Consider the following 14048-nt stretch of genomic DNA (forward strand, 5'->3'; position numbering starts at 1 on the left):
TATGGCCTGAGCGCTAGCCAGCCTATGACCAGGTTATCGCCTCACTGGCCTTGTCGATTCTGACAGCACAGATCTTAAATTCGGGGATCTTGGCCACTGGGTCGAGCACATTATTGGTGAGCTTGTTAGCCGCCGCCTCTGCAAAATGGAACGGCAAGAACAAGACGCCAGGCTGGGCACGACGGGTGACAAAGGCCGCGATATTGATGCTGCCGCGACGGGTCGACAGGGTCAACATATCGCCATTGGCTATCTGCAGGCGATCGGCGTCTATGGCCGACATCATCACCCTAGGTGAACCCAGCTCGTTGAGGCCTGCGGTCTTGCGGGTGAGCGTGCCTGTGTGGAACTGCTCCAGCAGACGTCCGGTCGACAGGGTGAAGGGGTAATCTTCACAGGGCAGTTCGGCTGGCAGTCGATAACTAACCGGCTGCATCTTGCCTTTGCCGCGGGTGAAGCTTTGCTGATGCATTAATGGTGTGCCGTCATGCCCCTTTTCCGGGCAGGGCCACTGCTTGCCCAGCAGACCGCGTTCGCTATTGGGATCGGTATCCTGCCAGTCGATGCCATGATACTGAGGCGTCACCTGAGTCAGTTCCTGCCAGATCGCCTGCTCGTTGTCATAGTGCCAATCGGCCTGCATCAGCTTGGCGATATCTGTGATGATCTGCCAGTCGGGTCTAGCCTGACCAGGGCTGTTAATCGCCGCCTGCAGTCGCTGTACCCTGCGTTCTGTGTTGGTGAAGTGCCCTTGCTTCTCGGCGAAACTGGCTGCAGGTAACACCACATCGGCCAACTGCGCCGTTTCAGTCATAAAGATATCTTGCACGATCAGTAGCTCGGCCGACTCCAGCCCTTGCATCACATGGGCTTGATCCGGGTCGCTCAGTACGGGGTTTTCTCCCATGACATAGAGCGCCTTAAGCTTGCCATGGGCCAGAGCGTGCATCATCTCGGTGGCGGCTAAGCCGATTTGATTCGGCAGATTCTCTTGCTGCCAGGCGCGTTTGAATTTCGCCTGAACCTCAGGATCGGTCACCTTCTGGTAGCCGGTGAAGTAGTTGGGCAGTGCGCCCATGTCACAGGCGCCCTGAACATTGCTCTGACCGCGCAGTGGGTTAATTCCAGCGCCTTCAATGCCTATGTTGCCACACAGAAGTTGCAGGTTGGCAATGGCGGTGACGTTGTCATGGCCCGAGGTGTGCTGGGTGATCCCCATGGCGTAGTAGATAGCGGTTTTCTCAGCTGTACCTATCATCTTGGCCAGACGCGCTATCTCATCGGCGGTGACCCCAGTGATCTTGGCCGCATTGTCTAGGCTGTAATCTGGCTTCATCACCTCGGCAAAGAGCTCGTCGAAGCCTTCGACACGGCGACTGATGTAGTCGCTGTCGTGCCAGCCATGCTTGATGATCTCCTGCATGATGGCGTTGAGCAGCATGACGTCGCTGCCGGGGCGGTGACGCAGGTAGAGTTCGGCGCTGTCGGCAATGCTGACCCGCTTAGGATCGGCGACCACTAACCGGGCGCCATGTTGGCTGACCGCCTGTTTGATCTTGGAGGCGATGATGGGGTGCGCCGACTCGGTATCCGAACCTAGGATAAAGATAAGATCCGAGAATTTTATCGACGGAATATCATTGGTCATCGCGCCGCTGCCCAGACTCTCTTGCAGGGCGGTCACGGTCGAGGCATGACACAGGCGCGCACAGTGATCTATGTTGTTGGTGCCGATAACACTTCTAAACAACTTTTGGAACAGATAGTTATCTTCGTTGGTCGCCTTGGCCGAAGCCAAGCCCGCAATGGCGTTGCCACCATGTTCTGCCTTGATGCGGTTAAGCTTGTCGCCGATAAAGCTTAGGGCTTCTGGCCAGCTAACGGGGACTAACTCGCCTTGCTTGCGCAGCAGTGGCTGGGTCAGGCGTTGCTGGCTATTAATAAAGTCGAAACCGAAGCGGCCCTTGACGCAGAGCATCCCCTCGTTGACCTCGGATCGGCTGTCGCCGGAGACGCGTTTGATCTCACCTGTCACGGGATTGCTATGGATGATGACACGACAGCCCACGCCGCAATAGGTGCACACGGTTGAGGTCTGTTTCAGTTCGCTCTTAACGCCCTGGCGCTTGTCTCTGGCATCGGTCAAGGCGCCAGTTGGGCAGACCTGAACACAGTTGCCACATTGTACGCACTGGCTGTCAGCCATGGTGGCGCGAAAACCGGCGCGAGGTGCCTGACGGCTAGGTTCTGTGGCGACTTCCTGGGGCAAAGCCAGGTAGCTGTCGGGCTCAAAACTGATCGCCTTGTGTCCCGATTGTTGGTGACAAACGGCGACGCAGGCGCCGCAACTGATACAACGATTAGGATCGAAGTTGATAAAGGGGCTGCTGGTATCCTGAGTAAAGGCGCGGTGGTCCTGCTTATCTAGCGTGGCACCGTCGACACGGTATTCAGTGGCGTAGTCGCGCAGGGCACATTCGGTATTGGCCTGACAGCCGCACTCCAGACAGCGGGCGGCTTCGAGCATCGCCTCTTCATCGTTAAAGCCCAGCTCTATCTCATCGAAGTTGCTGAGGCGTTTATTGATCGCCAGCTCTGGCATCTTGGCCTTGGCTTGCAGCAATCTGTCAGGGAAGTGTTGCTCATCTGGCTTTTGCTTGTCCTGCTTCTGCGAATTAAAGGGGGCTTGTGTGAGTTCGCAGCTTAGCTCACCACTGAGTAGCTTCTCGATAGCATTAGCCGCCTTACGACCATCGGCCACCGCTGCGACCGCAGTCGCTGGACCTGTGCGCGAGTCGCCTAGTACAAAGAGTTTCTCTACCCCGGATGACATAGTGTGTTCACAGCCGGAGAAGGTGTTCCAGCGGGTCAGCGCCACCTCACCGGTGGAGAGCTGGCTTTCAGGGTGGATCAAAAACTCCATGTCCGGGGTCTGGGAGACGGCAGGGATAACGGTATCGAAATCTTCGGTAAAGGTTTCGCCAGTGGCCTTAGGTGAACGTCTGCCCGATGCGTCTGGCTCGCCCAGGCACATCTTTTCAAAGGTGACGGCTGTGACACGGCCATCGGCATCGCCATGGTTTTCCACTGGGTTGGTGAGGAAGTAGAAACGCACGCCCTCATGCTCCGCCTCTTCGATCTCATAGTCTTCTGCCGGCATCTCGTCTCGGGTACGGCGATAGACAAGCGTTACCTCGGCGCCTTTACGCAGTGCGGTGCGGGCACAGTCGATAGCCGTGTTACCGCCGCCGATCACAGCCACTTTCTTGCCTGTATGGTAGCGGTTTTCCATGCAGTGATCTTTGAGGTAATCCACTCCCAGGTAGCAGCCTTCAAGATCCACGCCTGGATAGTTCATGGGCACTGCCTTTTGGGCGCCAATGGCGAGACAGACGGCGTCGAATTGACTGATTAACGCCTTGAGGTGGATATCTTGGCCAAGACGGGTATTGGTCTGTATCGTGAGGCCGTTTTGGCACAGTAGGTCGATCTCTTTGTCGAGAATTGCCTTAGGAAGACGGTACTCGGGAATACCATATCTTAGCCAGCCGCCCGCCTGGGGCATGGATTCATAGATGGTAACCTCGTGCCCGGCATTCGAAAGGTAGTAACCGGCGCTGATGCCGGCAGGACCGCTGCCTATGATGGCGACCTTTTTACCGGTAGCGGGGGCCTTGGGCGGCACATAGGTATCGTCGCTGTCGAGATCGAAATCGGCGGCGTGGCGTTTAAGTTGACGTATAGCCAGGGGCTCATCCAGTTCGCCGCGTCGACAGGCGGATTCACAAAAGGCTGGGCAGACACGGCCGATAGAGAGCGGCAGGGGCAGGGTCTGTTTGATCACCTTGACCGCTTCTTTATGGTTCCCTTGGGCGATATGCAGTAGATAGGATTGTACATCCACACCGGCCGGACAAGCCTGCTGGCAGGGGGCTTCGCAGTCGGCGAAGTGATCGCTCAGTAGATGTTTCAGCGCACTCTGACGGCGTTTACTGAGTGCGGCGGAGTGGGTGATCACTTCCAGTGGCGCTTGGATCTCAGTTTTGCAGGCCTTGACTGTGCTGAGCTGGCCGTTGGCATCGCGCAGCTCTACATAGCAGAGATTGCAATCCTGTTTGCCTTCGAGCTTGTCGTCCAGTTGTTTACCCAGATGACATAAATTTGGGATCGCTATACCCGCTGCCTTGGCGCAGGTTAACAGATCGTCGCCCCGGTTGGCTTTGACGATTTGACCGTCGAAGGTGAGTTCTATCATTGTAGGGACCTTTTATTAGAATCTAAGCGTTAGCTAGGTAACCTTGGTCTCGATGGCAAATCTATTTTTAGGTGAATGCTTAAAGGTAAATTAGAGAAACAAGGTTTGCTTGAGTATACCTAGAGCCCTTTTCGCCACAGGTCTTAGTAGTGATTTTTTGTGCTGCATTTGCAGTGTTGTTCACAAATTGCGCTGGGTTTGTTGGCTTGCACCATGCTGGTGGTGATGTGGTTTGAGGTGGATCACAGTTTGCGGTTAGCGGGTCATCTTCTTAACGAACACCACCACGAACAGGGCAATGGTAAAGCTGCCGGTAAAAGCCTCGATGGCGGCGATTGCCCGGGAGTAACCTATGGGCGTAAAGTCGCCGTAGCCCAAGGTGGTAAAGGTGACGACTGAGTAGTAGAGGCAATTGAAGAATAGCGTCAGGTTGGTCCAGAACTCATTGCTCCACTTAAACACGTGGACGTTGCCGTCATAGTTTAAGCCTGTAAACAGGTAGAGCAGCGCGCAGACGAAAATAAACCCCATCGAAAATCCGATCACCCTGTTAGGGGCTTCGCCATAGCCGCAGAAGATATCGATTATCTTAGACAGAATGCGGGAATAACTGAATTTGGGCATCTGGTGGCGGCGCATGGTGAGCTCTTTACGCAGGTAATTACCGCCCATGGCAAACAAGCCTTCGCGCTCGGCGGCCTTGCGCAGATCCCGGTAGATCTCCTCGGCCTGTTCGAAATAGTCCTGGGCGATCTCCTGCTCGCCTACCCGCTCAGCCTCATTGGCCAGGCGCTCCTGCTTTAACACCTTGCCGGTATTGATGTTCTCTATCTTGGCACCATTCCATTTGATCCCAAGCAGGTTGGTGCCCACCAGATTGGCACAGTGCACATTGGCCTCGCGCAGATCGGCCTTCATCAGGCTGGCATGTTGCAAGTTGAGGTTAAACATGTGCGCCCCTTGCAGGTTGGCGCGGTACAGCTCGGCATGGCTCATGTCGAAGCCGGTTTTTTGGTGGTGTCTGACCAGATCTATGCCGGGCAGATTGGCCCGTTTGAGAGAGATCCCCCGTAGCATGCCGCCTCCACGGGCAAAGGCCTCTAGGCGGGCGATATCTTCCGGCTTATCTTTAATGATTTTAGGATCATGCCAATAGCATAGGCCTGAGGCTTCGGCTGGTTCGGTGCAGGAGAAGCCTTCATCTTCATGGTAGCAACATTGGTTCTTTGGTTTCATATTGAACAGTATAGCCAGCCTTTAGAAAAGGGGGGGATCGAATCTGTGGGGTAGGGTTTGACTGCCATTTCTGCTGTGATATCGCCACTTTATGTAGCATGACTTCACAACATCGGCTCTGCCTTGTATGAATTGCCTACAAACTGCTGCAGAAATAAACAGGGAAGGTCAACAGCCCCTATGCGAATAGGGGCGATTGAGTTAAAATACCGCGTTTGCATTCCTGCCTATCGATTTTTAAGTAGAAGAGTCATGTTTGAAGTAAATCCGGTTAAATCTAAAATCAAGGAGCTGGCTGAGCGTACCCAACTTCTTCGGGGGTATCTTTGACTACGATGCCAAGAGTGAGCGTCTAGAAGAAGTTAGCCGAGAGCTGGAAAGCTCGGAAGTGTGGAACGACCCAGATAATGCCCAGGCTCTGGGGAAAGAGCGTGCCGCATTAGAAGCCGTTGTTAAGACCATAGATGATATGGACAGTGGCCTTGAGGATGTCGAAGGCCTGCTGGAACTGGCTATCGAAGAGGAAGACGAAGACACTTTTAACGATGCTAACAGCGAGTTGGCACAGTTAGAGAAACGTCTGGAAGAGCTTGAGTTTCGCCGCATGTTCTCGGGTCCTCACGATGCATCAGATTGTTATCTGGATATCCAGTCGGGCTCAGGTGGTACCGAGGCGCAGGATTGGGCCAACATGGTACTGCGTATGTATCTGCGTTGGGGCGAAGCCAAAGGTTATAAGCCAGAGCTTATGGAAGTGACCGACGGTGATGTGGCCGGTATCAAGGGTGCGACCATTAAGTTTACCGGTGAATATGCTTTCGGTTCACTGCGCACCGAAACGGGCGTGCATCGCTTAGTGCGTAAGTCACCGTTCGACTCTTCGGGCAAGCGTCATACCTCTTTCTGTTCTGTGTTTGTCTACCCGGAAATTGATGACTCTATCGAGATCGATATTAATCCGGCGGATCTGCGTATCGACACCTATCGCGCTTCGGGCGCGGGTGGTCAGCACGTTAACAAGACGGAATCGGCGATTCGTATTACTCACTTGCCTACTAATACTGTGGTGCAGTGTCAGAACGATAGATCCCAGCACAAGAACCGTGACTCGGCAATGAAGCAGCTAAAGGCTAAGTTGTACGAACTGGAAATGTTAAAACAGAATGCCGATAAGCAAGCCGCCGAAGATGCTAAGTCTGATATCGGTTGGGGTAGCCAGATCCGTTCTTACGTGCTGGATGATGCCCGTATTAAAGATCTGCGTACCGGCGTCGAAAATCGCAATACTCAGAGCGTCCTCGATGGCGATCTGGACAAGTTTATTGAAGCTAGCCTGAAATCTGGCCTTTAACGAGAGAAGAAGATGACTGAACAAACTCAAGACGAAAACAAGTTAATTGCAGAGCGCCGTGCCAAGTTAGATCACGTTCGCGCTTCTTGCCCTGCTAACGGTCACCCGAATAACTTCGATCGAAAACACAAGGCTGCAGATATCCAGGCCGAGTACGGTCACTACAGCAAAGAAGAGCTGGAAGAGATGAATGTCCAGCGCTCTATCGCTGGTCGTATCATGGCTAAGCGTGGTCCCTTCCTGGTGATCCAGGATGTGAGCGGTCGCATCCAGGCCTATGCCGGTAAAGATGTGCAGAAAGAGCTTAAGGCCAAGTATCAAGGCTTGGATATTGGTGACATTATCGGTGTGACCGGTCAGCTGCACCTGTCTGGTAAGGGTGACCTCTATGTCAACATGGAAGAGTATCAGCTGCTGACTAAGGCGCTGCGTCCGCTGCCAGAGAAGTTCCACGGCCTGACTGACCAAGAGATGCGCTACCGCCAGCGTTATGTAGACCTTATCGTCAACGAAGAGTCTCGTGCGGCATTTGTCATGCGCTCTAAAGTGGTTACGGCTATCCGTAACTTCATGGTTAGCAAAGAGTTTATGGAAGTAGAAACCCCTATGATGCACAGCATCCCGGGTGGTGCTTCGGCGCGTCCTTTCATTACTCATCACAATGCGCTGGATATCGAGATGTATCTGCGTATCGCCCCTGAACTTTACCTTAAGCGTCTGGTTGTAGGTGGTTTCGAGCGTGTGTTTGAGATCAACCGTAACTTCCGTAACGAAGGTCTGTCGCCACGCCATAACCCAGAATTCACTATGATGGAATTCTATATGGCCTACGCCGACTACAAGGATCTGATGGATCTGACCGAAGAGATGCTCTCGTCAATTGCCAAAGATCTGCTGGGTGATACTAAGCTGCCTTATGGCGATCACACCATCGACTTTGGTGGTCCATACGAGCGTCTGAGCATGCTGGATGCGATCAAGAAGTACAATCCAGACAATGAGACCATTCAGTCGATGACCTATGAAGAGGTAAAAGACGTCGAGTTTATGCGTAACCTGGCTAAGAGCCTGGGCATGACCATCGAGAAGTTCTGGACCTGTGGTCAGCTATTGGAAGAGATCTTCGGTGAAACCGCTGAGCCTAAGCTGATGCAGCCTACCTTCATTACAGGTTATCCTGCTGATATCTCGCCGCTGGCACGTCGTAACGATGAAAACCATTTCATCACTGACCGTTTCGAGTTCTTTATCGGTGGTCGTGAAGTGGCTAACGGCTTTAGCGAGCTGAACGATGCTGAAGATCAAGATAAGCGTTTCAAGGCCCAGGTAGATGCTAAAGATGCGGGTGACGACGAAGCCATGTTCTATGACGCCGATTACATCACGGCGCTTGAGCACGGTCTGCCACCGACTGCGGGTCAAGGTATAGGTATCGACCGTTTGGTGATGCTATTTACTAATACGCACACTATTCGTGACGTGATCCTCTTCCCGGCGATGCGTCCCCAGGGGTAAGCAAATTCGCTCGTGACAAAACCAGCCTAAGGGCTGGTTTTTTTATCTCTGCGGCTGGGGGTTATCAGCCACTTCTGATTTTATCTTGGTTTAAATGACTGATAAGTTAATCTATTTCTAGTGTAAGATGAGGTGAATTCTGGTCATGACCTGAACTTTGTTCGCTTTAACATGTTTTTGTTAATTTAAGGTTAATTTATGCCGTTTGCCTGTGTCCATCTAGATAAATTGGCGATATGCTAGCAAAGGGATTATGGGATAGTGACAGTAGCTCGTCGCTCTCGGAGACGAATAGTGATAGATATCAAGATTCCAGCGCAAGCGATACAGGAGTGGCAAGAGGCGATAGAGACCTTGGCACAAGCCTTTGACGGCAGTGTTTTCCTGGTTAGCTTAACCGCCTCTGATAGCCTGTCACCTTTGCTGGCTGAGGGTGATAACAACCAAGCTCATAGACTGAGCGTTGAGCAGTTGTGTGCTCAGGGGCTCAAGTTATTTCGCGCCTACATAGAACAATCCCATTTGCCTCCGGCACCCGTTTATGTCGGTGATATCGCACTGCACCCTATCTTCTGGCCTTCTCAAGCCATTTATGGCGCCATCTGCCTAATCCCTAATGAACAAGCGGGTCATGGTGATCGGGTTGCAGCCTTGGTGCGAATGACCTGCCAGGCGATTCAATATCGCTTGGTGACCCTGTATCAAGACCACCGGCAGCAGCTGTTATCGTCACAGCCAGACAGATCGCCCAGAGTAGATCTGCAGCTATTTATCGATAGCCTGCCTGAGCATGTGTGGATGAAAGATGTTGCTGGGCGCTACGTACTGGTCAACCGCAGTGTTGAGCTTGCCTGGGGCCGTAGTCGAGATCAGCTGCTTAACCGCACCGACGATGAGATCTTCGAGCCAGATGTGGCCGAGGGGTTTGTGACGGGGGATTATGAGTCGATTGTGCGCGGTGTGCACGTTGCGACAGCTGAGTGTGAGGCCAATGATATTGACCAATCTCAATCTTGGTTGGAAACCACTAAGGTGCCCGTGGTGGCGGCCGATGGCACCCTGGAAGGGGTGATTGGCATCACACGCAATATTAGTTCTCATAAGGCGGCCCAAGAGCAGCTGGAACTGGCTGCCAATGTTTTTGAGAACTCAGTAGAAGGTGTAGTGATCACCAATGCTGAAGGTCAGATAGTGGAAGTGCATGGCGCCTTCAGTGAGATCACAGGCTACAGCCGTGAAGAGGTACTGGGGAAAAATCCGCGCATCCTTAATTCGGGTCGACATGACAAAGCCTTTTTCGATCGTCTGTGGCATTCACTCTTAACCAATGGCAAGTGGCATGGCGAGATCTGGAATCGTCGCAAGAGCGGCGCCATCTATCCCGAACAGCTGACTATTAGCTCCATGTATGATGACGATCATCAGGTGCGCTATTTTGTCGCCGTATTTGCCGACATCTCGGCGCAGAAGAAGAGTGAAAAAGAGCTGGCGAGGCTGGCATACCAAGATCCCTTAACTAAGCTCCCCAATCGTTTGATGCTCTCGGCCAATCTGGAGCAGGAGCTGCGCCATGCTGTGCGAGAAGAGACTGAACTGGCATTGATCTTTATCGATGTGGACCTGTTTAAGCATATTAACGATAGTTATGGTCATGTGGCGGGTGACTCTATCCTGGTCGAGGTCGCCAGACGCTTAGGACAGAAATTGGGAAATGAGGGGACTCTGGCCAGGCTCGGCAGTGACGAGTTTATCGCCGTACTGCCCCATATCGAGAGTGGCGATCATGTCTCGCTTATGGTGAGTCGTCTGCGAGAGGTATTTGATACGCCGTTTCTATTTGACGATGAAGCCAGTATTCGTTTGACTGCCAGTATGGGGGTTGCCATCTATCCGGGTGATGGCGAAAGTGGCGATACGCTGTTGCGTAATGCCGACACGGCCATGCATAGGGCTAAGCGCAATGGCCGTAATAATTACGCCTTCTATACCCAGTCGCTAACATTAGAATCTGTGGAGCACCTTAAGTTACAGAGCGCCCTGCACGATGCTATCAGTAATGGCACCTTCTACTTAGTCTATCAACCTAAGTTAGATCTGAGCTCAGGCGCATGCATTGGTTTTGAGGCCTTGCTGCGCTGGCAAGATCCGCAGCTTGGGCAGATCTCACCCGCGGTGTTTATTCCCGTTGCAGAGAAGATAGGTTTGATTAACGAGATAGGTCACTGGGTATTGAAACAGGCCGCGGCTCAGGCTGCTCTGTGGTTGGCTCAGGGGAAAGCGTTTGGACGCATCTCAGTGAACGTGGCGGGGCCGCAGCTGCAACAGAAGCATTTCTTCGATCAAGTTAGGCGAGTGCTCGATGAAGCTGGGGTACCCCCAGAGTATCTGGAGCTGGAGGTGACCGAGAGCTGTATGATGTCTGATCCTTTGGCTGTAATTGAGGTACTCAAACAGCTAGGTGAGCTGGGCGTCGAGTTGTCGGTGGATGACTTTGGTACCGGCTATTCATCACTTAACTATCTGAAACGTTTGCCGATCCATAAGCTAAAGATAGATCAGTCATTTATTCGCGATATTCCTAGCGATAGCAACAATACCGCTATCGCTAAGGCGGTGATCGCCTTAGGCCATGCGTTGAACCTCTGCATTATCGCAGAGGGGGTTGAGACACCGGAGCAGGCGGCATTTCTTAAGGCGGCGGGGTGCGATCAGGCGCAGGGCTATCTGTACAGTCAGCCCAGAGTCGTCGACGAGCTGGGTGACTTTCTGCGTTAGGCTTGCTTTAACCGCTTTGCCTGCTTGTTTTTACATCTGGGGATTTCACATTAGTCGCTTTTTTCTGAGTCTGTCGTCAGCGCCTGAGCAACTTTAGACTAGACTCAGCGGCCGAACCTCACCCGGCGTCAGCTTGCCCAAGTGAATATCGCCTATTCGTACTCGCACCAGCCTTAAGGTGGCAAAGCCAACGGCTGCAGTCATCTTGCGGATCTGACGATTCTTGCCCTCAGTGATAGTGATGCTCACCCAGCTGGTGGGGCCGTGGCGCGCATCTCTTATCTTTCTTCCCCGCGGCGGTAAATCGGGCGTCAGTGTTAGACGGTGTGCCCGGCAAGGCAGGGTGTAATATTTCTCCCCTTTAATGCCTATCTCAACGCCTTCGCAGAGCCTGGTAATCGCCTGGTCGGTGATCTCTCCATCGAGCTGTACATAGTATTCCTTCTCAATCGATTTACTGCGGATATTGTGGCTGGTCTTGCCATCAGTGGTGAGTAATAGCAGGCCCTCGGAGTCATGGTCCAAACGGCCTATGGCCATGATGCCAGCGGGAAATTCGCCTAGCTCTGATAGGTTGGGTTTACGTTTACGCCGCTCGGCAATAAATTGACTGAGAAAGCCATAAGGCTTGTAGATCATAAAGTGCTGCGCTTGGGGATTGGCTGAATCTGCGGTCACTGAGATAGGGCTCTTGTGGAAAAGTATCGAGTCGATCTTAGCACGAAAACGGCGTCGATATTATCGTCAGATTAATAATGACAACGCTGTCATTTGTGGTTATAGTAATGTTAATTCCTCTAATGAGCGCGCCATCTCTGGGGTCATTTCAATTGCGGTTGAATGGGCGCGACTGTGAACATTGCGACTAACATAGGGCTGGGACGAGTCAAATTATGCAAATTGTTATTCTACGAGACAGCGCCGAGGTGGCGGAATATGGTGCCAACCTCATCATCAATCAGCTTAAGCGTAAGCCCGACTCAGTACTGGGGTTGGCGACCGGCTCGACGCCAGTATCTCTTTATCAGCGACTGGTGGCGGCCAATCAAGCCGGAGAGATCTCTTTTAAGAGCGTCACCAGTTTTAACTTGGATGAGTATCTGGGGCTAGATGCTGACCATCCACAGAGTTATCGCCACTTCATGAATCAGCAGCTGTTCGATGCCATCGACATCGACAAGGCTAACACCCATGTGCCGCCGGGAGATGCCGAAGATCCTATCGCTGCCTGTGAGCAATATGAGGCGCAGATCCAAGCCGCGGGTGGCATAGATATCCAACTGCTCGGCATCGGGCGCAATGGTCATATCGGTTTCAACGAACCCTCATCTGGCTTGATGTCACGCACCCGGGTCAAGACACTGACCAAGGCGACGATTGAGGATAATGCCCGCTTCTTTGCGCAGGGAGAGTATCAGCCCCATCTGTCGATCACTATGGGCATTGGCACCATTTTAGATGCCAAGAAGGTGTTGCTGCTGGCGACCGGTGAAAACAAGGCTGAGGCGATTCGTGCCACGGTAGAAGGGGCCTTAAGCGCCGCCTGTCCGGCATCGGCGCTGCAACTGCATAGAGACGCCGTGTTAGTGATCGACGAGGCTGCAGCGTCAAAGCTGGCTGACAAAGATTTCTACAAGCATATCGAGGCGGAAAACCAGCTGCTACAGGCTAGGCTAGCGGCCCTCAAGGCTGGTTAATCGCCATAGGGACTCGGCTCCTCAGACATTTCTGGTTTTGGTAAAGGGCGTCTCTTAATCGAGGCGCTTTTTTGCTTTGTGGCAATGGTGTTTGCAAGCTCTTGTTAATTATGGGCTCTCTCTTGGGGTTCTTCGCTGATGTGGCTTTCCAAAGCCTTGATTCTTGACTATGTTAAGACGAGTAGGTTAACACTGGTTGGCGTGCTGGCAACGACCATTTGAAGGAACTCGCCATGTTAAAAAAGCTGCTGATACTCGTGCTGCTATTGCTCTCCTCTCCCTTTATCGCCGCCCTCTTTATCGAAGAGGATTATCATGTTAATACCCATATCGTTATCGATAAACCTAAGGATCAGGTTTTTAACTTCTTGAGAATGCTCAAAAATCAGGATCAGTTTAGCGTCTGGGCCAAGATGGACTCGGCCATGGAGCAATATTATCGTGGGGAGGATGGCACCGTAGGCTTTGTTTCCGGCTGGCGCAGTGACAACCCTGATGTCGGTTCGGGGGAGCAGGAGATTAAGGCGATTTTCCCCGGTAAGCGCATAGAGTATGAGCTGAGGTTTAAGACGCCGTTCGAAGCGGTGTCACCTGCCTATATTACCACCGAGGCGCTGGGGCCGAATCAGACCGAGGTCCACTGGGGCTTCAGTGGTCATATGGCCTATCCGATGAACATACTGCTGCCTTTGATGCAGGTCGATGCAATGGTCGAACGGGATCTGAGCCAGGGACTAGACAACCTTAAGACCCTGTTAGAGGCAAACTAAGCCAAGGCTTTGCCGTAAAGGAACGTCTATGGAAACACGTAACATCTTTCAATCTTTGCCCCAGGATCTGAGCCAGGAGGTATTCGAGCCTCTGGTGGATACGGGCGCAGTGTTAATCGAGCGTATTGTCTCCAAGGCCCATCGCACGCCAGAGGCGCAATGGTACGATCAAGACAGAAGCGAGTGGGTCATGGTGTTACAGGGGGAGGCGACCTTAGTGTTTGAGTATGCCGAGGTGGTGCATCTCAAGGTGGGCGACCACCTCAATATTCCCGCCCATGTTAAACACAGAGTCAGCTGGACCAGCGAGCGCGAGGAGACTATCTGGCTGGCGGTGCATTATTAAGTCTGTGGTGATTCATAACGTCTGAAGCATTAATCAAACGGCCTGCGAGGCTGAAGAATGGCTAATTTGGCGAAAAAGTGCGCGGCGGCGAGGTGTTTTGTGA

General features: G+C 52.7%; 9 protein-coding genes. 6 read left to right on the forward strand and 3 right to left on the reverse strand.

Going from position 1 to position 14048, the window contains the following annotated elements; all coding sequences use genetic code 11:
• Window positions 1-22 precede the first annotated feature (22 nt).
• A complete protein-coding gene (gene fdhF, locus L2712_RS01475) occupies window positions 23-4255 on the reverse strand; it encodes a formate dehydrogenase subunit alpha (RefSeq protein WP_248976674.1) in 4233 nt (1410 codons plus the stop codon).
• Between the two features lie 255 nt (window positions 4256-4510).
• Window positions 4511-5491: an ion channel gene (locus tag L2712_RS01480; protein WP_033537903.1), complete on the reverse strand. Its 981-nt coding sequence runs from the start codon at window positions 5489-5491 to the stop codon at window positions 4511-4513.
• A 252-nt stretch (window positions 5492-5743) separates the two neighbouring features.
• On the opposite strand from L2712_RS01480, the gene prfB reads away from it, so the two are divergent.
• From prfB to L2712_RS01495, 3 genes are all read left to right on the forward strand, one after another.
• Window positions 5744-6842 (forward strand): peptide chain release factor 2 gene (gene prfB, locus L2712_RS01485; protein WP_161783148.1). Its coding sequence is split into 2 segments (ribosomal slippage): window positions 5744-5818 and window positions 5820-6842, totalling 1098 coding nucleotides; the frame shifts between segments, so codons are not numbered across the junction.
• Window positions 6843-6854: 12 nt separating this feature from the next.
• On the forward strand, window positions 6855-8357 hold the full coding sequence (lysS, locus tag L2712_RS01490; protein WP_033537904.1) for a lysine--tRNA ligase: 1503 nt from the start codon (window positions 6855-6857) through the stop codon (window positions 8355-8357).
• A gap of 294 nt (window positions 8358-8651) precedes the next feature.
• Window positions 8652-11132 carry a putative bifunctional diguanylate cyclase/phosphodiesterase gene (locus L2712_RS01495; RefSeq protein WP_248976675.1) on the forward strand — a complete coding sequence of 827 codons (2481 nt, stop codon included), beginning with the start codon at window positions 8652-8654 and terminating at the stop codon, window positions 11130-11132.
• A gap of 93 nt (window positions 11133-11225) precedes the next feature.
• Here the strand turns inward: L2712_RS01495 and L2712_RS01500 are convergent, their stop codons facing one another.
• Window positions 11226-11771: a pseudouridine synthase gene (locus L2712_RS01500; RefSeq protein ID WP_248977057.1), complete on the reverse strand. Its 546-nt coding sequence runs from the start codon at window positions 11769-11771 to the stop codon at window positions 11226-11228.
• A 254-nt stretch (window positions 11772-12025) separates the two neighbouring features.
• Between L2712_RS01500 and nagB the strand changes: the two genes are divergently transcribed.
• The 3 genes from nagB to L2712_RS01515 all read left to right on the forward strand — a co-directional run bounded on the left by nagB (window position 12026) and on the right by L2712_RS01515 (window position 13945).
• A complete protein-coding gene (gene nagB / locus L2712_RS01505; RefSeq protein WP_033537906.1) occupies window positions 12026-12829 on the forward strand; it encodes a glucosamine-6-phosphate deaminase in 804 nt (267 codons plus the stop codon).
• Window positions 12830-13062: 233 nt separating this feature from the next.
• Window positions 13063-13599, forward strand: coding sequence for an SRPBCC family protein (locus tag L2712_RS01510; protein WP_033537907.1), 537 nt, complete (start codon window positions 13063-13065; stop codon window positions 13597-13599).
• Between the two features lie 28 nt (window positions 13600-13627).
• Window positions 13628-13945 carry a cupin domain-containing protein gene (locus L2712_RS01515; protein ID WP_248976676.1) on the forward strand — a complete coding sequence of 106 codons (318 nt, stop codon included), beginning with the start codon at window positions 13628-13630 and terminating at the stop codon, window positions 13943-13945.
• The last annotated feature ends 103 nt before the right edge of the window (window positions 13946-14048 follow it).

This window comes from Shewanella marisflavi (assembly GCF_023283925.1).
GTDB classification, from domain to species: domain Bacteria; phylum Pseudomonadota; class Gammaproteobacteria; order Enterobacterales; family Shewanellaceae; genus Shewanella; species Shewanella marisflavi.